The 25,250-nt window shown below is 59.1% G+C and carries 25 protein-coding genes and 1 pseudogene; 12 read left to right on the forward strand and 14 right to left on the reverse strand.

Annotated features, from left to right (window positions below):
- From EI77_RS22635 to EI77_RS22645, 4 genes and pseudogenes are all read right to left on the reverse strand, one after another.
- Positions 1 to 464 (reverse strand): annotated as a pseudogene (locus tag EI77_RS22635) (hypothetical protein); the annotation flags it as partial.
- A 677-nt stretch (positions 465 to 1,141) separates the two neighbouring features.
- Positions 1,142 to 1,306: a hypothetical protein gene (locus EI77_RS23480; RefSeq protein ID WP_166647454.1), complete on the reverse strand. Its 165-nt coding sequence runs from the start codon at positions 1,304 to 1,306 to the stop codon at positions 1,142 to 1,144.
- A 51-nt stretch (positions 1,307 to 1,357) separates the two neighbouring features.
- Positions 1,358 to 3,628, reverse strand: coding sequence for a ferrous iron transport protein B (gene feoB, locus EI77_RS22640; protein ID WP_133797597.1), 2,271 nt, complete (start codon positions 3,626 to 3,628; stop codon positions 1,358 to 1,360).
- Positions 3,625 to 3,861 carry a FeoA family protein gene (locus EI77_RS22645; RefSeq protein WP_133797598.1) on the reverse strand — a complete coding sequence of 79 codons (237 nt, stop codon included), beginning with the start codon at positions 3,859 to 3,861 and terminating at the stop codon, positions 3,625 to 3,627. Before EI77_RS22645 ends, feoB begins: the two co-directional genes overlap by 4 nt.
- Before the next feature lie 149 nt (positions 3,862 to 4,010).
- Between EI77_RS22645 and EI77_RS22650 the strand changes: the two genes are divergently transcribed.
- From EI77_RS22650 to EI77_RS22660, 3 genes are all read left to right on the forward strand, one after another.
- Positions 4,011 to 4,775, forward strand: coding sequence for an ABC transporter permease (locus EI77_RS22650; protein WP_133797599.1), 765 nt, complete (start codon positions 4,011 to 4,013; stop codon positions 4,773 to 4,775).
- Between the two features lie 68 nt (positions 4,776 to 4,843).
- A complete protein-coding gene (locus EI77_RS22655; RefSeq protein WP_133797600.1) occupies positions 4,844 to 5,371 on the forward strand; it encodes a DUF5069 domain-containing protein in 528 nt (175 codons plus the stop codon).
- A gap of 24 nt (positions 5,372 to 5,395) precedes the next feature.
- A complete protein-coding gene (locus EI77_RS22660) occupies positions 5,396 to 6,238 on the forward strand; it encodes a sterol desaturase family protein (protein WP_133797601.1) in 843 nt (280 codons plus the stop codon).
- A gap of 303 nt (positions 6,239 to 6,541) precedes the next feature.
- Here EI77_RS22660 and EI77_RS22665 read toward each other — a convergent pair whose 3' ends face one another.
- A complete protein-coding gene (locus EI77_RS22665; protein ID WP_133797602.1) occupies positions 6,542 to 6,739 on the reverse strand; it encodes a Trm112 family protein in 198 nt (65 codons plus the stop codon).
- Between the two features lie 11 nt (positions 6,740 to 6,750).
- A complete protein-coding gene (gene moeB / locus EI77_RS22670) occupies positions 6,751 to 7,884 on the reverse strand; it encodes a molybdopterin-synthase adenylyltransferase MoeB (RefSeq protein ID WP_133797603.1) in 1,134 nt (377 codons plus the stop codon).
- A 123-nt stretch (positions 7,885 to 8,007) separates the two neighbouring features.
- On the opposite strand from moeB, the gene tnpA reads away from it, so the two are divergent.
- Positions 8,008 to 8,460: an IS200/IS605 family transposase gene (gene tnpA, locus EI77_RS22675; RefSeq protein WP_133797604.1), complete on the forward strand. Its 453-nt coding sequence runs from the start codon at positions 8,008 to 8,010 to the stop codon at positions 8,458 to 8,460.
- Between the two features lie 795 nt (positions 8,461 to 9,255).
- On the opposite strand, the gene EI77_RS22680 is transcribed toward tnpA, so the two are convergent.
- The 4 genes from EI77_RS22680 to EI77_RS22695 all read right to left on the reverse strand — a co-directional run bounded on the left by EI77_RS22680 (position 9,256) and on the right by EI77_RS22695 (position 16,252).
- Entirely contained in the window at positions 9,256 to 11,232 is a 1,977-nt protein-coding gene (locus EI77_RS22680; protein WP_133797605.1) for an amidophosphoribosyltransferase, read from the reverse strand.
- 69 nt (positions 11,233 to 11,301) lie between these two features.
- The gene (locus EI77_RS22685; RefSeq protein WP_133797606.1) at positions 11,302 to 12,213 is read right to left on the reverse strand and encodes a DUF502 domain-containing protein; all 912 of its coding nucleotides are present in this window, start codon (positions 12,211 to 12,213) and stop codon (positions 11,302 to 11,304) included.
- 102 nt (positions 12,214 to 12,315) lie between these two features.
- Positions 12,316 to 13,443, reverse strand: a complete 1,128-nt coding sequence (gene sucB, locus EI77_RS22690; RefSeq protein WP_133797607.1) for a dihydrolipoyllysine-residue succinyltransferase — start codon at positions 13,441 to 13,443, stop codon at positions 12,316 to 12,318.
- A gap of 46 nt (positions 13,444 to 13,489) precedes the next feature.
- On the reverse strand, positions 13,490 to 16,252 hold the full coding sequence (locus EI77_RS22695) for a 2-oxoglutarate dehydrogenase E1 component (RefSeq protein ID WP_133797608.1): 2,763 nt from the start codon (positions 16,250 to 16,252) through the stop codon (positions 13,490 to 13,492).
- Positions 16,253 to 16,436: 184 nt separating this feature from the next.
- Here EI77_RS22695 and EI77_RS22700 point away from each other — a divergent pair, with 184 nt between their 5' ends.
- From EI77_RS22700 to EI77_RS22715, 4 genes are all read left to right on the forward strand, one after another.
- Positions 16,437 to 17,687, forward strand: a complete 1,251-nt coding sequence (locus EI77_RS22700) for a competence/damage-inducible protein A (RefSeq protein WP_133797609.1) — start codon at positions 16,437 to 16,439, stop codon at positions 17,685 to 17,687.
- Between the two features lie 104 nt (positions 17,688 to 17,791).
- On the forward strand, positions 17,792 to 18,688 hold the full coding sequence (locus tag EI77_RS22705; RefSeq protein ID WP_133797610.1) for a ParA family protein: 897 nt from the start codon (positions 17,792 to 17,794) through the stop codon (positions 18,686 to 18,688).
- 1 nt (position 18,689) lies between these two features.
- Positions 18,690 to 19,319 carry a hypothetical protein gene (locus EI77_RS22710; protein ID WP_133797611.1) on the forward strand — a complete coding sequence of 210 codons (630 nt, stop codon included), beginning with the start codon at positions 18,690 to 18,692 and terminating at the stop codon, positions 19,317 to 19,319.
- Positions 19,297 to 19,764 carry an endonuclease NucS domain-containing protein gene (locus EI77_RS22715; RefSeq protein ID WP_133797612.1) on the forward strand — a complete coding sequence of 156 codons (468 nt, stop codon included), beginning with the start codon at positions 19,297 to 19,299 and terminating at the stop codon, positions 19,762 to 19,764. The genes EI77_RS22710 and EI77_RS22715 overlap by 23 nt, the downstream gene beginning before the upstream one ends.
- A gap of 7 nt (positions 19,765 to 19,771) precedes the next feature.
- Here EI77_RS22715 and sugE read toward each other — a convergent pair whose 3' ends face one another.
- Complete coding sequence (gene sugE, locus EI77_RS22720) at positions 19,772 to 20,092, reverse strand: quaternary ammonium compound efflux SMR transporter SugE (RefSeq protein WP_133797613.1); 321 nt, start codon at positions 20,090 to 20,092, stop codon at positions 19,772 to 19,774.
- Positions 20,093 to 20,239: 147 nt separating this feature from the next.
- On the opposite strand from sugE, the gene EI77_RS22725 reads away from it, so the two are divergent.
- Together EI77_RS22725 and EI77_RS22730 are read left to right on the forward strand one after the other, a co-directional pair.
- Complete coding sequence (locus EI77_RS22725) at positions 20,240 to 21,229, forward strand: ThuA domain-containing protein (RefSeq protein WP_133797614.1); 990 nt, start codon at positions 20,240 to 20,242, stop codon at positions 21,227 to 21,229.
- Positions 21,230 to 21,332: 103 nt separating this feature from the next.
- On the forward strand, positions 21,333 to 21,647 hold the full coding sequence (locus EI77_RS22730) for a hypothetical protein (RefSeq protein ID WP_133797615.1): 315 nt from the start codon (positions 21,333 to 21,335) through the stop codon (positions 21,645 to 21,647).
- Between the two features lie 63 nt (positions 21,648 to 21,710).
- Here EI77_RS22730 and trxA read toward each other — a convergent pair whose 3' ends face one another.
- On the reverse strand, positions 21,711 to 22,040 hold the full coding sequence (trxA, locus tag EI77_RS22735) for a thioredoxin (protein ID WP_133797616.1): 330 nt from the start codon (positions 22,038 to 22,040) through the stop codon (positions 21,711 to 21,713).
- 150 nt (positions 22,041 to 22,190) lie between these two features.
- Between trxA and mazG the strand changes: the two genes are divergently transcribed.
- Together mazG and EI77_RS22745 are read left to right on the forward strand one after the other, a co-directional pair.
- Complete coding sequence (gene mazG / locus EI77_RS22740; RefSeq protein WP_243839028.1) at positions 22,191 to 22,952, forward strand: nucleoside triphosphate pyrophosphohydrolase; 762 nt, start codon at positions 22,191 to 22,193, stop codon at positions 22,950 to 22,952.
- 5 nt (positions 22,953 to 22,957) lie between these two features.
- Positions 22,958 to 23,734: a YdcF family protein gene (locus EI77_RS22745; protein ID WP_133797618.1), complete on the forward strand. Its 777-nt coding sequence runs from the start codon at positions 22,958 to 22,960 to the stop codon at positions 23,732 to 23,734.
- Here the strand turns inward: EI77_RS22745 and EI77_RS22750 are convergent, their stop codons facing one another.
- Positions 23,735 to 24,001: an acyl carrier protein gene (locus EI77_RS22750; RefSeq protein WP_133797619.1), complete on the reverse strand. Its 267-nt coding sequence runs from the start codon at positions 23,999 to 24,001 to the stop codon at positions 23,735 to 23,737.
- Positions 24,002 to 24,008: 7 nt separating this feature from the next.
- Entirely contained in the window at positions 24,009 to 25,247 is a 1,239-nt protein-coding gene (locus EI77_RS22755; protein ID WP_133797620.1) for a type III PLP-dependent enzyme domain-containing protein, read from the reverse strand.
- Positions 25,248 to 25,250 lie beyond the last annotated feature (3 nt).

A 25,250-nucleotide genomic window follows, 5' to 3' on the forward strand; every position in this document is an offset into this window, starting at 1 on the left:
AGGTTTTCCTCGGTGTGCTGACGCCTTGCCGACCTGGGTCGGGCCTCACGCGCGGGAGGAGGCACGGGTGTAAGGGCGGGTGGGGAGGATAGGGGAACGGGGAAAGGAGGGGCGGGAGGGAAAGAGGGGGCTAAATCGGCTGAAACGCGTTTCACTGTTTCATGCGTTACATGCGTTTCATCGGTTTCAGGCAGAACAGAGGAAAGAGGTGCATCATCGGGTAATGATGTTTTGCACTGTTCGACTTCAGAGGAAGTAGGAGCTTCTAAAGGAGAGGCCTGGCGTTTCGCCTCGCGGTGCTTGCGCACGCGCTCGGTGGAGGAGGCTGCGGAGGTGCGTCGGTCCAGGAGAGGGCGTACGAGGAAGCCGCCGTTTTTGGAGATTCGCACCTCGCAGCCGTATTCGGCCGCGACCTGGGCGGCGACCTTCAGCAAGGCTGGGAGGTCGAGGGGAAGAGTCAGCATGGGGGAAGCTATTCGGCGCTTTTTGCATGTGCAAGGGAGTGCCACCCCGACTTGGGCTAAGTGGCGAAAAAAAGTTTGGGGGGTGTGGGGAGCGAGGGGGAGATCCATCGTCATGCGGCCAAGGCAGGACGGAACCCCGTTGGGGTTCGCCGGGGAGTCGATGAGGGTGGTGACGTGACCCAGGGTTGTGCCAACCCTAGGCTGAATGACGTAAGCCCGTTGGGCTTGGGGAAATGGGGCTGTTCGTGGAAGTGGGATGGGCGTGAGTTTTCGGGGGGGGCTTACTGGCTTCGATATCTCTCAAACCTCCACGCCCTGGCGGGCGCAGCTACCCGTGGCTGCTCGCGCCAGCGAGTGGGCGAGGTTTCTCCTGGCTTCGATATCTCCCAAACCTCCACGCCCTGGCGGGCGCAGCCACGTGGTGCTCGCGCCAGCGAGTGGGCGGATGGTCTTGTGTTTTCAGGGGTTTTACCGCGTTCGACCCGCAGTTGCAGGCAGGAGTGCCCGCATCACTTGATCCTCGCAAACCCCACGCCCTGGTGGGCGCAGCCACATTGCCCTGGCGGGCGCGGCCACGTGCTGGGTCGGACGGGGCTTTCTTGGGGCGGACATCGCCGCAGTCGCGGGACAGGGAGTGCCCACGGTACTTGGGGCGCGGGCACGTGCTCTGATACGGCTTACGCGCCGGTGGAATTTCGGGGTGGCGATTTCAGCTTTTGGGTGCAGCCGCAGCCTCCGCCGCAACCGCTTTTTTTGCGGTTGAGGATGCAGCGGGTGAGGAAGATGACTGCGGTGAGGAGTACCACAGCGGGGGCGGCCCAGGATTGCCAGTCATTCATCATATCGAGTTGGACGGGTGGAAGGGCGGGACTGTTGAGTTATAAAAACAACCGTCAGTAGCCCAGGGCGGTGCCGACCTGGTAAACGGCCAGTGACAGGAGGTAGGCGGTGCCGGTCATGAATCCGAGCTGGAACCACATCCAGCCCCAGCTTCCGGTCTCGCGTTTGACGATGGCCATGGTGCTGATGCACTGCATGGCGAAGACGTAAAAGACGAGCAGGCTGATGCAGACGAGAGGGGTATAGACCAGGGTGCCATCGGGGCGGCGTTCCTCGCGGATGCGGTCACGCACGGGCATGAGGTCGTCATCTTCCTCAGCCTGGACGGCATAGACGACGGACATGGTATTGACGAAAACTTCACGGGCGGCAAAGCTGCCGATGAGGCCGATGCCGATCTTCCAGTCGTAGCCGAGGGGTTTGATGACAGGCTCGATGAAATGTCCGGCGCGGCCGGCGAAGCTCTGGGCTAAGTGCTGGGAGCTGAGGGCGGCCAGCTCAGTGCGGGCGGCGACAAGCTCAGGATTTGCGGGGGCTTCGGCTTCCGCTTCGAGGGTGGTATCGCTCTCAGGCCGGGGGCCGGGTTTGGAGAGGGATTCATTGATGACGTCAGCCTTTTCATCTTCCTGGCCAGCGGCTTCTTCCAGCGCGGCAATTTTTTCTTCCAAAGCAGCAGCCCGGTCGCCCAGGGAGTGATCCTTCGGATAGGTGGAGGCGGCCCAGATGAGGATGGAAATGCCGAAGATGATGGTGCCAGCACGCACCAGAAAGACCTTCGCCCGCTGCCAGACGAGTAGGAGGATGGACCCCAGCGCGGGCATTTTATAGGAGGGCATCTCCAGGATCATGGGGGCATTGGTGCCGCGCATGATGCCTTTATTGAGAACCCAGGCGAAGAAGAAGGCACCAAAGGTTCCCAGGGCATACAGGCCGACCATGACGCCTGCCTTGGCCAGATCCGAAACGGTATCCGGCATGAAGGCACTGATGAGGAGCACGTAAACGGGGATACGAGCGGAGCAACTGGCGAAGGGCACCACCAGGATGGTGATGAGGCGGTCCTTTGGGCTGTCGATGGTGCGCGTGGCCATGACGCCTGGGATGGCGCAGGCATAGGAGCTGAGGAAGGGGATGAAGGCCTTTCCATTGAGGCCGACGACGCTCATCATGCGGTCCAGGATGAAAGCCATGCGGGCCATGTAACCGGTATCCTCCATGATGCCGATGAAGAAGAAGAGGATCAAAATCTGTGGCAGGAAGATGACTACCCCGCCGACTCCGGCGATGGCTCCCTGGACGATGAGATCCCGCAGGTCCCCCGGTGGCATGAGGTCCGTGACCCAGCCGCCGAGTGCGCCGAAGCCGGTATCAATCCAGTCCATGGGGCCTTCAGCCACCTTGAAGATGAGGTAGAAAAGGAACACCAGGAAGGCGAGAACGGTGATGCCGCCGAAGATGGGGTGGAGAAGGAAGGCATCCAGCTTTTGGGTCAAAGTGGGCAGTTCCTGCTCAGGCCGCTGGAGCACCTGCTGGGTCAGTTTTTCGATCTCAGCGTAGCGGTCAGCCACGAGCTGGTCCTCCCAGCCGGGGTGGGCAGCATTCAGGGCCTCGCGTCCGCGCTGGATCTGGCCCAGGTGGGCATCCAGGATACCGGCGTGCAGGGGATCGTGGTCGGAAAGGAGGTAAAGTGGCTCCAACAGCGTGGTTTTGTCATGCACGGCCTGCGTCAGCAGGAGCTCGGCACGGGTGGTCTGCAAGGCGGCGCGGATGTCATCCGGCAGGGGGGCGGACTGCCAGCGGGGGAGGGGGATGTCCTCGCGGCTGATGGCAGCCTTTAGCTCGATGAATCCGGTGCCGCTGGTGGCCTGCATGGGCACGACGGGCACGCCGAGTTCTTCAGAAAGTTTTTTGACATCAATGCGCCACTCCTTGGTCTTGGCGATGTCCATCATGTTTAGCACCAGGACGGTGGGCAGGCCCAGCTCCAGCACCTGAGTGAGGAGGTAAAGATTCCGCTCCAGGTTGGCTGCATCGGCGATGAAGACGACGCGGTCCGGCCGGGGGGTGTCCGGGCGGCGGCCCAGGAGGACATCCCGCAGCACGGCTTCATCCGGACTGCGGGCATTTAGGCTGTAGGCACCGGGCAGGTCAATGAGGCGCAGTTTTTTGCCATGCTGGCTGTAGCATTCGCCGATCTTTTTTTCGACGGTGACACCGGGGTAGTTGCCCACCTTTTGGCGCAGGCCGGTGAGGTGGTTGAAGACGGTGGTCTTCCCGGAATTGGGGTTGCCGACGATGGCCAGCAGGGGCGATTCAGCGCTCATGCCAGGGTGATGGAAATGTCTGCCGCCTCGTGGTTGCGCATGGCCAGATGGGAGCCGCGCACGGTGATTTCGATTGGCTCGCCCAGGGGGGCGCGGCGGACCATGGTGACTTTGGCACCGGGGGTCAGGCCCAGTTCACGCAAGCGGGTAAGCCCGGCCCGGCCAGTGGGCATGGACTGAATGATGCCGGTCTGGCCAATGGGGAGTTTGGAAAGTGTGGAGGTGGCGTGCATGGTGCTATTGAGACGCGCTTGCAGGGATGAACGCTAGAGGGGGCGGGAACCTTTGCAACCTGCGGGTATTGATTTATGCGCGCGGATTTTGAGCCTGGCTTGCGGGCGGGTTTGAAATGAGGCGCATTTGACTCCATGAATGGGGCTGGATGCCCACACGCCTGATCACTGCCTTTGTTCTCCTCTTTCTCCACGCTCCGCTGGTGGTGCTGATGGTGAATTCAGTGAACGGATCGCGCTTTGGCGGGGAGTGGGAGGGCTTTACCTGGAAATGGTATGAGCGGCTGTGGGAGGCGGATGAGGTGTGGGAATCCCTCTGGCTGACTTTAAAAATCGCCGTGCTGTCCAGCCTGGCGGCGATGGTGCTGGGGACCCTGGCGGCCTGGGTACTGCATCAGTTTCGCTCCCGGTTACAAACGGTGCATCAGGGGCTGGTGACGCTGCCGCTGGCGCTGCCGGATCTGCTGATGGGCATGTCCCTGCTGGCTCTTTTCGTGGCGCTGGGGGTGGAGACGGGGATGATGACCATCTGGATCGCCCATGTGACTTTTTGTGTGAGCTATGTGACGCTGGTGGTACTAGGGAGGTTGCAGGATTTTGATTTCACCCTGCTGGATGCGGCGCGGGACCTGGGGGCCTCGCGCGGGCAGACGGTGAGGCGGGTTTTGCTGCCGTTACTGCTGCCGGGGATCCTGGCGGGCGGGCTGCTGGCTTTCACCCTGTCCATGGATGATTATGTGATCACCTTTTTTGTGTCAGGACCGGGGACCACGACGCTGCCGCTGCGTGTGGCGAGCATGATGAAAACAAGCCGTAACCTGCCGGTGATCAATGCCCTGAGTACACTGATGATCATCGCCACTTTCCTCCTGGCCGCGGCGAGTTTCCGCCTTCAGCGAAGCAGGGGGCACTGAGGCAAGTGGCAGGCGGTGAAACTTTTCGCGTGCCCCAGGGGCCAGCCGTGTCTATTCATGAGCCACTTATGAAGCATTATATTTGGGATTCCTATTTCGTGGAACTGTTCGACGCCTGCGTGGATGAATACGATGAGGGCAACACCGACTTCGAAAGCTGGTTCAGCGATGAAGACCAGGATTTCCTGAAGGCCATCGGCTGCCGTGAGCGGGAGTTCTTTGATTTCGTGGAAGACAACGTGAGCTCCGCTGGGGAGGACCCGACGGCCATCACGGCACTGCTGGTGGCAGGGGTGCGCCGGGATTATTTCCTGACCGTCCAGAAGGGCGTCTCTAGCACGACGGTCATTGTGCCTTCGGAACTGCCTGCAAAGACGGCGGATCTCGCAGGATTCGTCTGGCTGCCCCGCATCATCGCGAAGGCCCGCGCCAAACTGAAAGGTGAGATGGACCCAGACACGATGTTCTGCTGCGGTGGCGACCGGGCGTTTTTGTCCAAACATGACATTCATCCGGCCGACTTCCTGCGTGTGGTCTGGGCGGCGCATGATGACGATCAAAAAATCGTGGATTACGTCAAATCCCGTCAGGCCTGATCCCAGGTCGGCGAATGAAAAGCCATGGAACTGTTTCGTGAACAACTGCTGCTGCTGGTGACGGTGCCGGTGATCTTGGGGGCCATCCTCCTGGAGATCATCGTCACTCATTTCCATGGCATCCGCGCTTATACTAAGCGGGAGACGCTGACGAATTTTTACATGGCGGCCCTGAATGGCAGCCTGGATCTGCTGCTGCGGGCGGTGCTGGTACTGCCTCTGCTGCTGTGGTGCTGGAACCGCCGGGTGATGGATCTGGAGCAGGGGTGGGTTTACTGGATCGCCCTGTTTCTGCTGCAGGATCTGGCGTATTACGTTCTGCATTTTGTGGATCATCACTGCCGCCTGTTTTGGGCCGTGCATGTGACGCATCATTCCTCGGAGGAGTTTAACCTGACCACGGGTTTTCGTTCCTCCGTGTTCCAGCCGGTGTATCGCACGTTTTACTTTCTGCCCATTGCCTGGCTGGGGTTTGAGCCGCTGGACATCCTCTTCATGTATGCGGCCACGCAGATCTATGGCAGCCTGATTCACACCGAGCGCATCCGTTCGATGGGCTGGCTGGAGCATGTGCTGGTGACGCCCAGCCACCATCGCGTGCATCATGCCTCCAATGGCCGGTATCTGGATAAAAACATGGGCATGTGCCTCATCGTGTGGGACCGGCTTTTTGGTACTTTTCAGGCGGAACTGCCGGAGGAACCCGTGCGTTACGGCCTAACCAGAAAGATCGAGGACCGGGGCCCGGTGAACATTGTCCTGCATGAATGGCGGGACATGTGGGCGGATGTGAAACGTAGCTCCCTGCCCTGGTGGAAACGCCTGGGCTATGTGCTGCGCGGTCCTGGCTGGAAGGCTGGGGAGTAAGGGGGCAGTAGCTGCTCGCACCAGCGAGTGGGCGGGTGGAGTGGAATGTCGAGGCTTCCCAAGACCCACGCCCTGATGGGCGCAGCCACGGGGTGTGGCTGCTCGCGCCAGCGAGTGGGCGGGTGGTGTGGAGTGTCGAGGCCCCAGAGACCCACGCCCTGGCGGGCGCAGCCACGTGGTGTAGCTGCTCGCACCAGCGAGTGGGCGAGTGGTGTGGAGTGTCGAGGCTTCCCAGACCCACGCCCTGGCGGGCGCAGCCACGTGTGTGAGCCCTGGCGGGAGCAGCCACGGGTAGGCGCAGCACTACGAATCCTGGGGCAGCAGGACGGGGATGCCGTCTTCGATAGGGTAAAAGCGGGTGCCGTCCTGGTTGACCAGGGCTTTTTCATCGGCGGGATGTCCGTGGTGCTGGAGGTCGGCGGCCTCGGCCCAGCGCAGGGGCTGATGCGTGTGCGGGCAGCGAAAGGTGGGCAGGAAATCGTTGATCCAGGAAAGGTCCATAACGTTTGTTGTTAGGCAGCGGGGACGGAAGGGTCGATCTCCTTGGCCCAGGCGAGGATGCCGCCGGCGACATTCCAGACATTCGTGAAACCCTGTTCTTGAAGCGCAGCCACCGCCTTGGCACTGCGCATGCCGGAGCGGCAATGCACCAGCACGGGTTTATCCCGGGGAATCTCAGACGAGCGTTCGGCCACTTCTCCCAGGGGAATCAAGGTGGAGCCGGTGATGCGGGCGGCTTCGTATTCATTCGGCTCGCGCACATCCAGCAGGAAGTGGTCTTCACCGGCCTGGCGTTTTTCATTCAGGTCCTGAACAGAGAGGGTGGGGACGTTGGGGGGAGGTGTCATGCCGCAGAAGCCTTGATAGTCGATGGGTTCAGTAATGGAAGGATTTTCGCCGCAGACGGGGCAGTCGGGATCCCGCCGCAGGTTGAAGGTGCGGAAGCGCAGGCTGAGGGTGTCCACATGCAGGAGCTTGCCTAACAACGGTTGCCCAATGCCGGTGATGAGCTTGATGGCCTCCAGCGCCTGCATGGTGCCGATGAGGCCAGGCAGCACGCCCAGCACGCCGCCTTCGGCACAGCTCGGCACCAGGCCGGGTTTCGGCGGGGTCGGGGACATGCAGCGGTAGCAGGGGGCATCCAGATGCGGGGCGAAGACGGCCACCTGTCCCTCGAAGCGCAGGATGCTGCCATACACATTGGCCTTGCGTAGCCAGACGGCGGTGTCGCTGGAAAGGTAGCGCGTGGGGAAATTGTCCGTGCCATCAATGAGGATGTCGTAGTCCGCAGCGATCCGGCGCGAATTGGCCGCCGTGAACATCTCCGGATAAGTGTGCACTTCCAGATGCGGATTGATGTCGAGCAGGCGGTCACGGGCGGCGTCCAGCTTGGGGCGGCCGACATCACTTTGACCAAAAAGAAGCTGGCGCTGGAGATTGGAGACCTCCACCACATCTGGATCCACCAGCCCCAGACAACCGACCCCGGCAGCGGCCAGATACATGGTGATGGGGGAACCCAGGCCACCTGCGCCGATGCACAGGACGCGGGCTGACTTCAGCCTTTTTTGGGCATCCAGGCCAAACTCCGGCATGGCGAGATGCCGGGCATAACGTTGGAGTTCGGCTGGGGTAAGCTCTGACATGCGCGGGATGGACAGGAGAGCATCGGCAGGAGTGAGAGGCAACCCAGGAGTGTGCCTCGGGCTGTTTTTGAATGCTGAGTTCAAAGTGGAAAAAGCTGTTCCATTCTTTTAATGGAGACTTCTATGCCGCAGTCCTTGGCCAAAATTTATGTTCATCTGATTTTCTCGACCCAGCAGCGTGAGCGTTGGATTCCGCCGCATTTGCAGAAGGATTTGCACGCCTACATGGGCGGTATCTTGCGGGACCTGGGATGCACGCCGGTGGAGATCAATACGGAGCCAGATCATGCGCATCTGCTCTTTCTTCTTTCCCGGACGGAACCGTTGAGCAAGATCGTCGGCCAAGTTAAAACAGGGTCCACGGGGTGGTTGCAGCAGCAGGCCCCTGATCTGGCGGGTTTTCATTGGCAAAATGGCTATGGGGCCTTCTCGGTGAGCCAGTCGGGCGTGGTGACCGTTCAGGAATACATTCGAAATCAACAGAAGCGTCATCGGGTGCTGAGTTTTCAGGATGAATTCCGATCCTTCCTCAAACGATATGATGTGGAGTATGATGAACGGTATGTGTGGGATTGAAGGGGACATTTTCACCCCAGAATTCAGGGGCGATTGGGCCATCGAATGGAGTAACAGCCGACGAATGATCCGCGTCAGAGCTATGTGATAATCGCGATGTGTGGGCGTTATGGGGCATTCCCGCGCTCCTTCAGAGCGCCACGCAGAGGCGGTGGGGGGTGTCTCCAATCCCAGGGCTCGCGCCCTGGGCTGAATCCGCAGGCCCGTTGGGCCACAGAATTGCGCAGCGGGATGATTCAAGGGAGAGCCTTACGGTATGTGCAGGCGACGGGGGCGTTCCCGCGCTCCTTCAGAGCGCCACGCAGAGGCGGTTGGGTGTGCGTCTCCTCCCAGGGCTCGCGCCCAGGGCTGAATCCATAGACCCGTTGGGCCACAGAATGGAGCAGCTGGATGATTCAAGGGAGAGCCTTGCGGTATGTGCAGGCGACGGGGGCGTTCCCGCGCTCCTTCAGAGCGCCACGCAGCGGTTGGGTGTGCGTCTCCTCCCAGGGCTCGCGCCCTGGGCTGAATCCGTAGGCCCGTTGGGCCAAAGAATGGAGCAACTGGATGATTCGCGGAGAAACTTTTGGCCCTGGGGGGGTAAAGGCTCCGTGGGTGACTTACGAGGGACAGCTGCCGACGAATAATCGGAGATGTGTAACTCACGGCTGAAGACCGGTATCGGCTCCTCCAGGCCCAAAGGGCCGACGGATTTAGCCCAGGGCGCGAGCCCTGGGAAGATGAAGGCGAAGCGTCTCCCCCGTCGCGCCCTGAAGGGGCGCGGGAGTGGGACGTCATGCTCTTACGAGGCAAGGCCTACAACAACGCGTCGTAACTGCGGCCGCCTTTGCCATCGAAGAAATTGATGAAGGCGCGGTTCACGGTGGAGAAACCACCGGGGGTCGGGTAATCACCGCTGAAGTACCAATCACCGTATTCCGGCCCGAGGGCTTTGTGCAGGCCTTCGATGGACTGGAAGATGACCTGGATATCGCCCTTCCATTCGGTGTGCTGGGGATAGACCAGTTCACTGATCTTGGCGGAAAGCTCGGCGTCTGTGAAGGGGGCGTAGATGGCCTTCACGGCATTGCGCATTTCCGTTGCAGGCTTGGTGAGTTCCTCCTTGCAGGCCAGGTAGGTATCCTTCACCACATGGCGCATGCCGCGCTCAGCCAGCAGGGCGATGGCGGCCTGGAAGGCGATGAATTTGCCCAGCTCCGACATATCAATGCCGTAGCAGTCCGGATAACGGATCTGGGGAGCGGTGGAGCAGACGATGATGCGGCGGGGATTCGTCCGGGCGAGGATGCGCAGGAGGCTCTTTTTCAGGGTGGTTCCACGGACGATGGAGTCATCAATGACCACCAGATTGTCATTCGGGGTGACGACGCCGTAGGTGATGTCATAGACGCTGGAGACGAGCTGATCACGCCCGCTTTCCTGGGCGATGAAGGTGCGCATCTTGATGTCCTTGTGGGCGATCTTTTCAGAGCGCGGCCAGTTGCGCAGGATGAGGTCGTCCAGCTTGGATTCGTCAAAACTGCCTTGGCTGAACATCTCCACGATGGCTTCCTTGACCTCCAGCCGCCGTTTGTAACGGAGGCCGTCCAGAAAGCCATGGTAGGCGGTTTCAGCGGTATTGGGGATGAAACTGGTGACGGTGTGCTCCCAGTCGTTGCCGATGGATTCGATGAGCTGGGGCACCATCTGCTCGCCCAGGGCCTTGCGCTGGCGGTAGATGTGGGAGTCGTTGCTGCGGGAAAAGTAAATGCGCTCGAAGGAGCAGGGGCGCAGGACTTCAGCCTGGTCGGCGAAGGGCACCGTTTTCATCTGACCGGAGGACTTGATGACGCAGACATGGGCAGGAGGCAGCTCCTGGATGTCGTTTTCACCCACTTCAAAGACGGTCATCAAAGCGACGCGCTCCGAGGCGAAGGCGACGACTTCATCGTCCTCATACATGTGACATGGGCGGATGCCCAGGGGATCACGCATGATGAAGAAATCGCCATTGCCGATGGTGCCGGCGATGGTGTAACCACCGTCCCAAAGCTCGGCCGATTTGCGGATGATCTGGGCGACATCGAGCTGCTCGCTGATGTGGCGGGTGATGTCTTCCAGCGGGATGCCGGAATCGCGCATCTTGTGGTAGAGGTCCGTGTGGGCCTCATCGAGCTGGAAGCCGATCTCTTCGAGAACGGTCTGGGTATCGGTATCGAAAACGGGATGCTGGCCCCGTTTCATCATGATCTTGTTTAGCTCACCGGAGTTGGTGAGGTTGAAATTACCCATGACCATGAGGCTGCGGGTGGGCCAGGTGCTGCGGCGGATGTAAGGGTGCAGGCTGCCTTTGCCAAAAGCGCCGCTGGTTCCATAACGGAGGTGGCCCATGTTTACTTCACCAGCCAGCTCAAACTCACGTTTGATGGCCTCGGGATCGTCTTCGAACTTGAGGTATTCGATGCCGGAATCATCCCGGCGCTCTTTGCGCTCAGCATTTACCCTGCGGGCGATGCGTCCAAACTCCTTCATTTCATCCGCCAGCACCTCGCCGATGGCTTCGGCGGATTTGGTGGAGCGGACGCGGAACATGTAGGGGGCACCTGGGGCCATGTCCAGTTTGCAGCAGCCGATGCCGATGCCGTCCTGTCCACGGTTGCGCTGCTTGGCCATGAGGCCGAAGAGGCGCTCAAGTCCATAAAGTGCGCTGCCATACTTGTCCTGGTAGTAGGCCAAAGGTTTTTTCAACCGGACTACGGCAATGCCGCACTCGTGACGGATGGGGTCGCTCATGTGTTGGGAGCGCCTATCCTTGGCAGACAATGGGGCAAGTGCAAGGTGTGGCGCGGCATTTTATAAACACTATTTTTTCTTCCAGGACAGGGCGCTCAAAATCCGGCGTCCTGGGGAACGTGAACCCGTGAGTTCAGCGGCCTCCAGTTCACTGTCACTGAGGATGTCTGGATCCCCCGAATCAAAGTCTTCCGCCCTGGGTAACCCGAGCGGGAGATCTGGTTCCAGGTCTTCTTCGTCGAGGTGTTCCACCGTCGGTAACGGGGCGGGATTGATGTCAGGCTTCGAAGCTGGGGCTGCGAGGCGGGTCGGCACGATGAGGCCACCGGAAAAGATGAGCTTCATGGCATCTTCCACGGTCAAAGGGGCGTCCGTGACCTGCTCGATAGGCACGACGAGGAGCAGGCCGGTCATGGGGCTGAGGGCACCGGGGATGAATACGGCGGCAAGGATTTTATTCTGCTGCGGGTCCAGATACTGCCCGGTGACGAAGCCAAGCATTTTCATATCCCCGGAAGGATAGTCCACATAGACTACCCGCTTGAAATTTTGCCGACCACCCAGGCCTTTAAAACCATCGATCACCTGCTTGAGCGATTTATAAATGAAGGAGACCAAGGGAATGCTGAGCAACAGCTTGTCCATGGCGGTGACCACACGCACGCCCAGGACGTTGGTGGCCATGACGCCGAGGGCCAGGAAGACCATCAGCGGGATCATGAAACCCACAAAGGTGAGCACATGCTGGTAGGTCGGTGAGGTGGGGTCCACGATCACACGGCCAGTGAGTTCATTGATGAACCGGGCAATGAAATCCACCAAAGGGACGCTCCAGCCATGGAGCAGGTGGTAGGCGCTCTGGAGAATCCAGAACGTAATCAGCAAGGGCAATGCAACCGCCAATCCTGCCAGAAACTTATTTCGCAGCCAGACAAAAGGGCTGCGCGGATTCGGCTGGGGAATGGGGGGGAGAACTGACATGGGCGAGTACAGATTCTGAAATAACGCGGAAGCGAACCTCCGCGTTATATAGAGAATCTAACACTGTTTATCGTTCAAGGTACGACAAACGTGTGTACCAATTTACGCACCGACGAGCATCCTGGCCGGATTTTCGATGCAATCTTTGATGCGGATGAGGAATGTCACGGCCTCTTTGCCATCCACCACGCGGTGGTCATAGCTGAGAGCGAGGTACATCATCGGGCGGATAACGACCTGACCGTCCACGGCGATGGGGCGCTGCTGGATGGTGTGCATGCCCAGGATGGCGCTCTGCGGAGGATTGATGATGGGGGTGCTGAGCAGGGAACCGTAAACGCCACCGTTGGAGATGGTGAAGACGCCGCCGCTGAGGTCCGGGATGGAGATTTTGCCTTCCTTAGCCTTGGCTGCATAAGCCAGGATGTCTTTTTCGATCTCGGCGAAGGATTTCTGGTCTGTGTCACGCAGAACAGGGACGATGAGGCCTTTTTCTGTGCCAACGGCGACGCCGATGTCATAAAAGTGGTTCTGGATGATTTCATCACCTTCGACGCGGACATTGATGGCGGGGACGGCTTTGAGAGCTTCCACCACGGCCTTCACAAAGAAGGACATGAAGCCCAGTTTCACGCCGTGAGTTTTGACAAAGCTGTCCTGGAGCTTCGAGCGCATGGCCATGATGTTGCTCATGTCGCACTCGTTGAAGGTGGTGAGGATGGCGGCAGTCTGCTGGGCGCTGACGAGCTGCTCGGCGATCTTTTTGCGCAGCGGGCTCATCTTCTTCCGCGTGGTGCGGCCTTCAGGCTTGGCGGGAGCTGGCGCAGGGGCGGCGGGCTTCGGTGCCGGGGCAGGGGCAGGGGCAGCTTCAGACTTCGGGGCTGGCTTGGGCTCTGGAGCCGGGGCGGCTGCGGCAGGCTTGGCTTCTTCAGCCTTGGCTGGCTCAGGCGCGGCGGCGGGTGCTGGCTTCGGGGCTTCCGCAGCGGCGGGGGCAGCGGCACCTTCGGCGATGCTGCCGACCGTGGCACCGACTTCCACATCTTCACCGGCCTGCTTGCCGATGGTAAGGACGCCGGAAAATTCAGCCGTGACTTCAGCGGCCACCTTGTCGGTTTCCAGGGTCAGGAGGATGTCTCCAACTTTGACGGCATCGCCATTGTTGAAGTGCCATTTGGCGATTTGACCTCCGGCGACGGATTCGCCGAGAGCGGGGATTTTGATGTCAGGCATGGCTTTAAAAAAGAGTCAGTTCAGTGGGGGGCGTGGGTTCCGGCAATTAAACGGAGAAGGCATCTTCCACCAGTTTCGCCTGCTCGAGCACGTGAATGGCTTTGGAGCCTGCGGCAGGGCTGGAGCTGCGCTCGCGGCCTGCGTAACGGACGCGGTGGCCGGAGATTTCGGAGAGGCGATTGCGGATGTAATTGAAGGCACCCATGTTGCGGGGCTCCTCCTGGCACCAGACCCATTTTTTCTGGGCGCGCGGGTAGCGGGCCATGAGCTCCTTGAGCATCTCCTCATGCAGCGGATAAAGCTGCTCGATGCGGATGATGGCGGCGTTTTTGATCTTGTTCTGCTCGCGGAATTCCACGAGGTCGTAATAGACTTTCCCTGTGCAAAGGATGAGGCGGGTGACGCGCTCGGCAGGGCCCATCAGGTTTTCATCGTCGATGATTTCCTTGAAGCTGGTGCCTTCGGCCATTTCGCTGAGCTTGGACACGCACTTCGGATGGCGCAGCAGGCTCTTCGGCGTCATGACTATGAGCGGCTTGCGGAAGCCCCGCTTCATCTGACGGCGCAATGCGTGGAAGTATTGGGCCGGGGTGGTGAAATTACACACGGCCCAGTTACGGCCAGCGGAAAGCTGGAGGAAACGTTCCAGACGGGCGCTGGAGTGCTCTGGTCCCTGGCCTTCATAACCGTGAGGAAGAAGGAGGGTGATCTGGCTGGGGCGCTGCCACTTGCTCTCGGCACTGGCGATGAACTGGTCAATGATGACCTGGGCACCGTTGACGAAGTCACCAAACTGGGCTTCCCAGCAGATGAGGACGTTGGGAGCCAGAAGGGTATAACCGTAATCAAAGCCGAGCACGGCAGCTTCAGAAAGAAGACTGTTGTAAACACAGAAGCGGCCCTGCTCTTCCGCCAGATTGTTCAGCGGGATGTGGCGCTCGCGGGTTTCAGTATCGTAAAAGACGCAATGACGCTGGCTGAAGGTACCGCGGCGGACGTCCTGACCACTGAGGCGGACGCCGAGTCCATCGGTCAGCAGGGAGGCGAAGGCCAAGGATTCAGCATACGCCCAGTCAATGCCTTCACCGGAATCGATAGCCTTTTTACGGGCAGCCAGGAAGCGCTTGGCGATGGTGGGATGCAGGCGGAAAGTTTCAGGCGTCTGAAGCAATTTTTCGCCGAGGGTTTTCAGGCTGGTTTCTTCAATCCCGGTCGGCACGGAGCCAAAGGTGAATGGAGGCTGTGGCTCGGCCATGCTGCCTTCATAGGGGTTGTTACCCAGGGTGGCTTCACGTTCTGCCAGCGTTTTCACGCCATCTTCCAGCTCGTCTTCCAGTTCCTTTTGCAGGGCGTTCGCACCGGCTTCATCCAAGACACCCCTTTGCTGCAATACACCCCGATAGATGGCTGCGGTGGAAGGGTGCGCGGCGATGGAGCGCGCCATGTTTGGCTGGGTGAATGCGGGCTCGTCCGTTTCATTGTGCCCGTAACGGCGGTAGCAGACGATATCGATGACGACATCGCGACCGAAGGTCTGGCGGAATTCGATGGCCATCTTGGCGGCGTGGGCCACTTCCAGCGGGCAGTCGCCATTCACGTGAATGATGGGCGCGTCCACCATCTTGGCCACATCCGTGCAATAGCGCGTGGAGCGTGCATCGGCAGGCAGAGTGGTGAAACCGATCTGGTTATTCACCACCAGGTGGATGGTGCCGCCGGTGCGGTAACCCGGAAGCTGGGAAAGGTTCAGCACTTCCGTCACGATGCCCTGGCCGGCAAAGGCAGCATCGCCATGAACGAGAACCGGGATGACCTGCTTGCGCTCGGTAGTATCACCCAGCAGGCGCTGACGGGCGCGGGCCATGCCTTCCACGACGGGGTCCACGGCTTCCAAGTGGCTCGGGTTAGGAGCCAGCATGACGGAGATTTCGTCTCCACTGCGGGTCTTGCGAACGGTTTCAAAACCGAGGTGATATTTCACGTCGCCATCACCGGCCACCATGTTGGGCACATAGTTTTCGCTAAATTCGTAAAAGAGGGATTCCAGGGGCTTGCGCAGGAAATTGGCCAGCACGCTCAGGCGGCCACGGTGGGCCATGCCCATGATGATTTCCTTGGCTCCCAGGCGGGGCAGGTTTTCCAGGATCGTCTCCAGGGCCACGAGGAGGGATTCGCCACCTTCCACGGAGAAACGCTTTTGGCCGACGTAACGGCGGTGCAGGAAGCGCTCGAAAGTCTCTGCTTCCAGCAGCCAGCGCAGGGCATCCACCTGCTGCTCATTGGCCGGGGCAGGTTCAAAAGGGCGGTTTTCGATGCGCTCCATCAACCAGCTCTGGATCTCTGGTGTGTGGATGTGCATGAACTCATAACCCGTGGTGCCGCAGTAAATTTTACGCAGCTCTTCCAGCATGGCCTGCAGCTTCATCGGCTGGCCATTGCGGAACATGTGAGTTTTCACCTCTTCATTCAGCTCTTCCTGCGTAAAGCCCAGGCCTTCGATGGAAAGGGTGGCGGATTCCGGAGCGGAAGGGGAAAGCGGGTCCACATGGGCAGCGATGTGTCCCAGGGAGCGGAAGACGAGCAGGGCATTGGTCACCCGCATGCGGAAGTTCAACGTCTTCTCAGAAAGAGTCTCGCAGGCGCTGGCATCTCCTTTGGCCTGGCGCTTGGCCAGCTCCGTGAGTCCAAGTTCAAATCCTTCGAAGAAAGATGCCCAGGTGGCATCAACAGAACGTGGATCTTTTTTCCAGTCGGTGTATTGGGCGTCGAGGAGGTCGGAATTCGCCCGGAAGGGCACGGAGGCTGTCATGGCTGTGAGGGTCGGGCAGAATGAGTCCCTTTTGCTACGCTTGCAACTTTGTAAAGGACGTAATTGGTGGTTTCTTCATGCATCTATGGTTGAAGATGGCCCGGCAGGTGCCAAAGGAGGTCCAAAATGCCGGTGCGGCCAGCTCTTGATGACGGACGTTATCGCCACTATCTGCTCCCCTCCCATGCTCCGCCTTGAACTCGTCAATACCGGTACCGAACTTTGTCTCGGCGATACGATCAACACCAACGCGGCCTGGATTGGCCAAAGAATGGCCGCTTTGGGCATCGAGGTCGCCCGTCAGACCATAGTGCCAGATGGCGGTGCGGTGCGCGAGGCCATTGAGGAAGCCGCCGCCCGTGCGGATGTGGTGCTCGTTTCCGGCGGGCTTGGACCGACGAATGACGATGTGACGCGTGAATCCACGGCGGAACTCCTGGGCCTGTCGATGGTGCAGGATGCGACGGTGACCGCGCATTTGGAGGCTTATTTTACCAAACGGAACAAACCCGTCTCCGCCGCCACCCTGCGCCAGGCCATGGTTCCTGTAGGTGCCAGCGTGCTGGAAAACGCCTTTGGCACGGCACCGGGGTTGTATTTTCCGGCGGAGCTAGGTGCCTCGCGGGGCTGGCACAGCCACATTTTCCTGCTGCCAGGCCCACCGCGTGAGATCAAGCCTATGGTGGAAAACTGTGTGGAGCCACGCATCCGGGCGCTGACGCCTGATGGTGCATCCCGGCAGGTCATTTACCTGAAACTGACCGGCATCGGCGAATCTGACATCGTGGAAAAAGCGGAAAAGGAACTGCAAGCCGTCCCCGGACTGGAGCTCGGCTATTGCATTGGCAAAGGCGATGTGGACGTGCGTTTGGCGGGTCAGGCAGGACCCGTTGCGACCGGGGCACAGATTGTCCGAGATCGCCTGGGCGAGTTTATTTTATCTGAAGACCGCCGGGTCCTGGAGGAGGTGATCATCCACACCCTGACGGAGAGTGGGGAGTGGCTGGCCACAGCGGAATCCTGCACGGGCGGATACCTGGCCAGTCGCCTGACGGATGTCAGCGGGGCTTCCAAAGTCTTCGGCCACGGTTTTGTAACCTACGCCAATGAGGCTAAGGAAAAGCACCTCGGCGTGCCTGCGGACCTGCTGCAACTGCACGGTGCCGTGAGCGAGCCTGTCGCCCGCGCCATGGCAGAAGGCTGTCTCCAGGTTTCGGGGGCGAATCATGCTCTCTCCATCACCGGCATTGCTGGACCTACCGGTGGCACCGAGGAGAAACCCGCAGGCACCGTCTTCATCGGTCTAGCCAGTTTAGGCCAAGAGACCGTGGTTCGCCGGTTCTTCTATCCCATCTCGCGCGACCGTTTCAAACTCCTGACCTCCCAGGCTGCGATGGACATGCTCCGCCGTCGGATGAAGGGGCTGCCGATTTAGTCATTCATACGCAATTTTCGGTGTGGAATAGAAAATATAAGGCAGACTTTGCACTCGACTTGCTATATTTCGGGCCTAACAAGGTCCCGAGATATTCTGCAAGTATGCCTGCCAAAATCATTGCCTTCATTAATTTCAAAGGAGGGGTGGGCAAGACCTCAAACGTGGTCAACCTGGGCGCAGTCCTGGCCCGCACCTATCATAAGCGGGTACTGATTGTGGACCTGGATGCGCAGTGCAATGCCACCTTTTGGCTTCTGGGGCATGCCGAGCGCCAGCGCCTGGAGGACGAGCCGCAAAAGACCACCTCCCAGATTTTTCGTGACCACGTCAATGGTACCCGATTCTTCGATTTCGATGAGGCGGTTATTCGCGGCGTACCTCGCTCGCCAGCAGGGAATCCCCACATCCCCACGCTGGATCTTTTAGGGGCACATGTGGACCTGCTGGAGACGGAGGACATCCTGGGCGCACGCACTCTTCAGCCCTATTTTACCTTCTTGGAAAAGACGTTAAAGCCGCATACCCAGGCCTATGACTATGTGTTTCTGGACTGCCCGCCCAATATCTATAACGTCTCCAAAAACGCCCTCTTCTTTGCGGATCATTACGTCATCCCTTATGTGCCGGATTTCCTTTCGCTGTCGGGTTTCCGTGTGTTTGCCCGTGTGGTGAAACGGTTCCAAGATCAGGCCAGCGGTTACAAGCCAAAGCTCGCCCGGCCATTGATTGCGGCTGCCATCATCAACCGCTATAAAAATGTGGGCAATGTTTTCGATCAAGCCATCAATCAACTCAAGCTGGAGGTTGGCGATCTTCGCTCCAAGGGTTTGATCCACCAGAAAGCGGCCATCCTTAACCCGCCCATTCGTGACTGCTCCAGGATGGCCTCTTGCTCCGACTCCCATCTGCCCGTCATCATTCATGATGAAAACGCCATCAGTTCCCAGGATTATGAGGACATGGCCACCGACTTCCTAGCCCACTTTGCCCAATTCTGATATGAACCATCCTCTGATTTCTGAACTTCAAACCCTGGCTAGCTTGCTCGAAAAGCATCCTCAGCAGGCAGCCTCAAAACAAGCGATCATCCTCCTGGACAAGGTCGCCAAAGCGGTCCGATCTTCGATTGAGTTGATTAAAAATGCGGCTCTCGGTGAATCGCCTGAGATACAGGAGGTCTTGCAATTGCTGAAGCAGGTTCGCGAGGAGCCTTTGTCCGAAGCTGCTGTGAAAACGATGCTTAGACCTTTGCTGAAAACAATGCCAGCCAAGAAAGCTGGGGCGGATTACCTCGCCGTGCTGGCTTCTTCACTTGAAAAAGCCGGTCAGGCCGCTGCGGCCAAGTCTATGCTCCGCCATCACCTGGACCGGCCCCGTTTTGATCCCTCGGCGAAAACGGAGTATGAACTTCTGAAGCAGATCCGCAATCTGGGCCAGATGGATGCTTCCCAGCAAAAAGCGGCCAAGGATTACTTGATAGCGAAGCCTGACCTCGTCTCCAATCTCTGCGAAGCGGCCTCGATTTCCACCGTCAAAAAAGGCAAAACTCCGGGGCCGGTACCCGTCAAAAAACTTGTGGATGAACTGGTGAAACAGGGAAAACGCTATGCCGAGAACTCCAGCCGATAATGACCTGCACGAGTCCCGCCAGGAGCGTGCCATTGAAGATCTGCTGGTGGATTATCCCTATCTCATCGCCAGTCATCTGACACGGCCGAAAAGGCAGTACTATCTCAACGACACCGACCGAATCGACCTCTTTTTTAAAGCGGGCGATGAAGTGTGGATCGCCGAAATCAAGGCGCAGACGTGCACCGTGGCCTGTGTCCGTCAGTTGATGCGGTATGTGCAGCATCTGCTGCCGGCTCATCCGGTGGTGCGTGGTTTATTGATCGGTCCCGGCATCAACTCGGCAGCATCGAAACTGCTTCAAGCTGGCCCCTATGACCTTCGTTTTCTAAAGCTGGATGAAGATGTGCCGAGAAAAATCGTGGTCTGCCGGGATTGTCGAAAAGCCTATGCGGCGAGGCTGGATGTCTGTCCAGACTGCCGCACCAGCCAAGTGATCTACTGAAGGAGGATTAATGCCCGGAAGTGGCCTTCAGCCCCACGATACCGACCAGGATAAGTCCGATGCAGACTAGCCGCATGGCCGTGCGCGGCTCATCAAAAAAGACGATGCCGATGATGGCCGTGCCCACTGCGCCGATGCCAGTCCATACCGCATAGCCAGTGCCGACCGGTAGCGTTTTCAGCGCATGGGACAGCAGGAGCAAACTGGTGATGATCAGCCCTGCCGTGATGAGGCTGGGCCACAGGCGCGTCCAGCCGTGAGTGTATTTGAGGCCGACAGCCCATGCAATTTCCGTCAGTCCTGCCAGAAGAAGATAGATCCAAGCCATTTTAAACAAGTGTTGCCAGGGTCGTCCCTACTGTGAAAAATGGAGCTGCGGAGTCGTCTCCGCGTCCTTGGTGGTAAGTCACTCTCATTAGCCTGCGTAGTGTCTTTGTCAACCGAGCTCAACCCCAACCGCAAAGTCTCATTCCAAATGATCCGCCGAACTTTTCTATGTCTCGCCGCCCTCATGGCCGGTGCTGCCGCTTATGGTGCCGATGCTGGCCCCAAAAAACTCCTCGTGGTCACCGTGACCACGGGCTTCCGCCATTCCTCCATTGAAACAGCAGAGAAGGTGCTGGCGGAGATCGGCAAATCCTCTGGAGCCTTCACGGTGGACTATGTACAGCAGCCTCCTGGCCAGCCGAAGAACCCAGGCCGTGCTCCAGAAAAGAAGCCCAAGGAAACCGATGAAGCCTTCAAGACCCGGCAGGCGGACTACAGCAAGGCGCTGGCTGACTACAATACCGCCAATGAAGTGTGGCGGGAGCAGGTGAAAGCCTACATGGCGGACAAGATGGCCCTGGATAAAATCAAGGATTACGATGGCTTCATCTTTGCCAATACCACCGGTGATCTTCAGTTCCCGGACCGTGAGGGTTTTGTCGAATTGATCAAGGGCGGCAAGGCCTTTATCGCCATGCATTCCGGTGGTGATACTTACCATCCTTTCCGGGGTTACGTCGACATGCTGGGAGGAGAATTCCAGACGCATAAATCCCAGGTGGAAATACAGCCCATTCTCCACAACCCTGCGCACCCGGCCACCAAGCCCATCCCGAACGGGTGGCGCGTTTATGATGAAATCTACATCTTCAAAAATTACGATCCCGCTAAAGTCCACGCACTCATGGGCCTGAATGCTCACCCGAACGAAAACACTCCCGGTTATTACCCGGTCTCCTGGTGCAAGGATTTCGGCAAAGGCAAAGTCTTCTATACCTCCCTGGGCCATCGCGAAGACGTCTGGGACCCGACCTGGAAAGCGGATACCAAGGACCGCAAAAACTCACCTGAGATCGCCAAAACTTACCAGGAGCACATCCTGGGCGGCATCCTCTGGTCCCTGGGCCTCGTCGAAGGGGAGTCTGAGCTGGGCAATGTCAAAGCCACGGCTGAGGCTACGCCCGAAGCAGGAAACTGACCGGGTCTAACTGAAAGCCTGTTTAGAAAAAGTGTGAAAGAGCGTCTCCTGTGGGACGCTCTTTTTTCTGGCGCTGGCTCTGGTTTTGAGTTTTCCTGAGGTCATGCTCAAGCAAATCATCAGCCGCCAGCCTGAGGATGCCTCCGCGCCTAGCGGGTGGTTTGCCCGTTACGGGTATCTGGCTCTGCTGCTCCTACTGCTGGCTGCGTCCGTTCTCCCTATCGTGGTCTTGGATTCCTCGCGCAGGAATGCTCTCGACATTGCCGGTCGGCTTGCCGTGCCGGTGATGCTCATCTGCAATCACGTGGCTTTTGTTTTATCGTTCCCGCGCCGGGTTCAACTGGCGCTCCGCATTGTGGCAGTCGTGATCATGATCTGCGCCCTGACGCTAATGGGCATGTCTGTGGCCAGGGATTGAGGAAGGCAGAAAAAAGGCCGGGCATCCAAAGATGACCGGCCTTTAAAATGGATTCGGTGCGGATTAAGCGAGTGCGTCCAGCTTGCGGGAAAGCGCGTCCTTGGACTGCACACCGACGACGGTGTCTTTCACTTCGCCATCCTTGATGAAAAGCAGCATCGGGATGGAGCGGACGCCATATTGGGCGGCGAGATGGGGATTTTCATCCACATTGACCTTCGCGACCTTCACGGCGGCACCTTTTTCAACGGCGAGTTGTTCCAGGATGGGGGTGAGCATCCGGCAGGGACCGCACCATTCAGCCCAGAAGTCCACAATGACAGGGACCGTGCTGCTGGAGATTTCCGTCTGGAAGTTGGATTCGTTCAGATTGAGGACTGCTTCGGAGGCCATAAGAGTGGGGGTTAAAAAAAGGATACGAGACAGGGACAGGATACGACGCATGAGGTAGGCGCACACGTCCGTGAATCAATCATTTTCACGTTTCATCCTGCGCTTTTGCAGCTATCCCGTGCTGACATGAGCCTTGAGCATCCCGATCCCATGACCCGTCTGCGTTATGTCGTGCACCGTCTGCGTGCGCCGGGAGGCTGCCCGTGGGACCAGGAGCAGACGCATGAAACGCTGATCCCGCATGTTTTGGAGGAGGCCTATGAAGTGGTGGATGCCATCCGCAGCGGGGATCCGGCGCAGATTTGTGATGAACTGGGAGACCTGCTTTTGCAGCCCGTGCTCCATGCCGAGATCGCCGCTGGCGCAGGCACCTTTGACCTGGATGCCGTGGCTACCGGCCTGACGGAAAAGCTGATCCGCAGGCACCCGCATGTGTTTGGTGAAGCCGAAGCGGCCACCTCCGATGCCGTACTGACGCAGTGGGATGCCATCAAACGCCAGGAAAAAGGCAGCCAAAAAGAAGGTCTGCTGCACGGGGTGGGCAATGGCCTGCCTGCCCTCATGCGCGCTCAAAAGCTGCAAAAAAAAGCCGCGCGCGTGAAATTCGACTGGCCGGATGCCGCCCCGGTTTTCGGCAAGATCCGTGAAGAAGCGGCCGAGTTGGAAGAGGCCGTGGCCAAGGGAGAAACTGCTGCCGTGGAGGAGGAACTGGGGGACCTGCTTTTCAGCGTGGTCAATCTGGCGCGCAAGCTGGGCATCGAATCTGAAGCCGCCCTGGCAGCCGCCAATGAAAAATTTGTGCGCCGTTTTCACGCCGTGGAAGAGGCGCTGGTCAGGGACGGCAAAAAACTGGGTGAGGCCAGCCTGGAAGAAATGGACGCCGCCTGGGACGCCATCAAAAAGAAAGCCTGAGCCTTATGGAAACCCTTTTGCGCTGGACTTTGGCCCTGCTTCAACCGCTGACTCTGGTCTGGCTGCTGCTGGGCATCTGGACTGTTCACATGGTGTGGAAGCGCCTCTGGCGCTGGTCCGCCCTGCCGGTCATGGCCTGGGTTATTTTAAGCCTCCTTACTTGCACACCGCTCATCTCCTGGCTGTTACTCGGTCTGGAAAACCGGTATCCGCTGCCGGATCCCGCAGCGGTGGAGGAAGCGGATGCCATCGTCTGCCTGGGGGGCGGGATCGGCCCTTCGCTCACGGAGCCGACGGGGCTGCGCCTGGTGCGTGGAGCAGATCGGCTTTCCACCGCTTTATCCATGGCTGCTTCCGGCATGGCTCCGGTGCTCGTGCTAGGAGGCGGGGGGTATAAGCAGGACGAAGTGGTATATTCAGAGGCGGATGCCATCCTGAATTTTCTGGAAAGGTTTCCCAATGTTCCTTTTGAAAGCATCAGCCTGGGGGTCTGTGCGCATACCCGGGATGAGGCGCTGAAGGTGGCCCAGCTCGCCCAGGAGCGGGGTTGGGATAAAGTGTTGCTGGTCACCAGCGCCTCACACATGTCTCGGTCTGTGGGTGCCTTTGCCAAAGCCGGCGTGACGGTGGTGCCTGTGCCCTGCCATTATCTAAGCAGGTATAACCAGATCGGCGATGTGGAGTGGCTGCATCTGCCTGATCGCACCTCCTTTGACCTGTTCGACACCTGGTTTCATGAGGTGATCGGCACCTGGGTCTATCAATGGCGCGGCTGGATGTGATCAGGCCCGTGTGGCAGCGACCAGGGCCAGCTGAGTTTCCAGCGCGCGCAGCAGGTTTCCGGGGGTGGCGAGGGTTTCCACCGTGATGAGGTCATCCGGGATCGGCACGCCGAATTCCGATTCGATTTCCATGAGTACTTCGATGGATTCCAATGAATCCAGTCCCAGCCTGCCCAGGTCATCGTCAGGCTGGATTGGGGCCTCAGGCGGGACCATGCGCAGATGCGGACGGAGCAGGGCGTACAGGCGGGCGGCAGTATCGGACATGATGGAATCAATAAGGAATCTCGGCGGGAAAGAGCTGCTGGTGGCCGCTACGCCACCGCCACACCTGCTCCATCTCCCCCTCGCGGTAAGAGATCTCGACAGGTGCTGGATGACTGAGGAAGGCGACCAGACTGGCCGTCAGTCCATAAGCGCCAACATTGGGAACGGCAAGCAAATCACCCGCTTCTACCACAGGCAGTTTTAAGCCACGGGCCAGGCTATCCAGTGGAGTGCACAGGGGACCAACGATATCCGCCGTCATTTCCCCTGCATGTGAGCGGCTGAGATTTTGAAAAGTCACCGCACTGCGGGGGATGCGCCCCAGGCCTGCCATGCCGCCCAGATGATGAATGCCCGTATCCAGGACGACAAAGGTGCGCGTGCGGGAAGGCTTCACATCCAGCACCCGGGTGACCAGGGTGCCTGCGGCGGCACACAGATATCGGCCCGCCTCAAACCAGAGTTGTGCTTTGGGATAAAGCGGGCTGGCCTGCCAGAGAGTTGTCAATTCCTCACGTAGCCCTTTCAATGCGGGGACGGGGGCGTTGTTGGCATACGGCCAGGGAAAACCTCCCCCGGCATTGATGACGGTGCATTCGAAGTCCAGGGCTGCCTCCAGGCGGACTGCCGTCTCCAGAGCACGACGGGTATTGGCCGTGAGTGCACCGACTGAGGCGACCTGGGTGCCAAAATAAACATGCACGCCCCGCAGGCAGATTCCCGGCTGGCGGACTTTTGCCCGTGCCTCAGGGTCCGTCAAAAGTGACTCATCAAAGCCAAACTGGCTCTCCACCCCGGTCATGGCCAGGCGTGCGTCCGGTGCCTCAGCCGGATTGACGCGTAGCAGAATTTGTACCTCCGTTTGGGCCGCCGTGGCAGCCTCGGACAAGCGTTTCAGGTCCTGCCAGGATTCACAAGAAAACCAGCGTACTCCTGCGTTTAGAGCCGCCGCGATTTCGGCCGCTTTTTTTCCCGGCCCGCCATATAGGGCCTGGGTCAGATCATGCCCGGCCAGTCTGGCGGCATGCAATTCCCCTAGAGAAGTGATTTCTGCCTGTGCTCCTCCGAGCCGGATTTCCTCTGCGACGGGGGGCAGAGGATTGGCCTTGAAGGAATGAAACAGCCGGGCACCCTCAGGCAAAGAGGCCATCAATTCCTGCGTGCGGCAGGCCACCGCCGAAAGGTCATACGCATAAAAAGGCGTATCATAGGTGGCGGCAAGGCCATTGGCAAAAGAGGCATCCATTCT

This window comes from Prosthecobacter fusiformis (assembly GCF_004364345.1).
GTDB classification, from domain to species: Bacteria; Verrucomicrobiota; Verrucomicrobiia; order Verrucomicrobiales; family Verrucomicrobiaceae; genus Prosthecobacter; species Prosthecobacter fusiformis.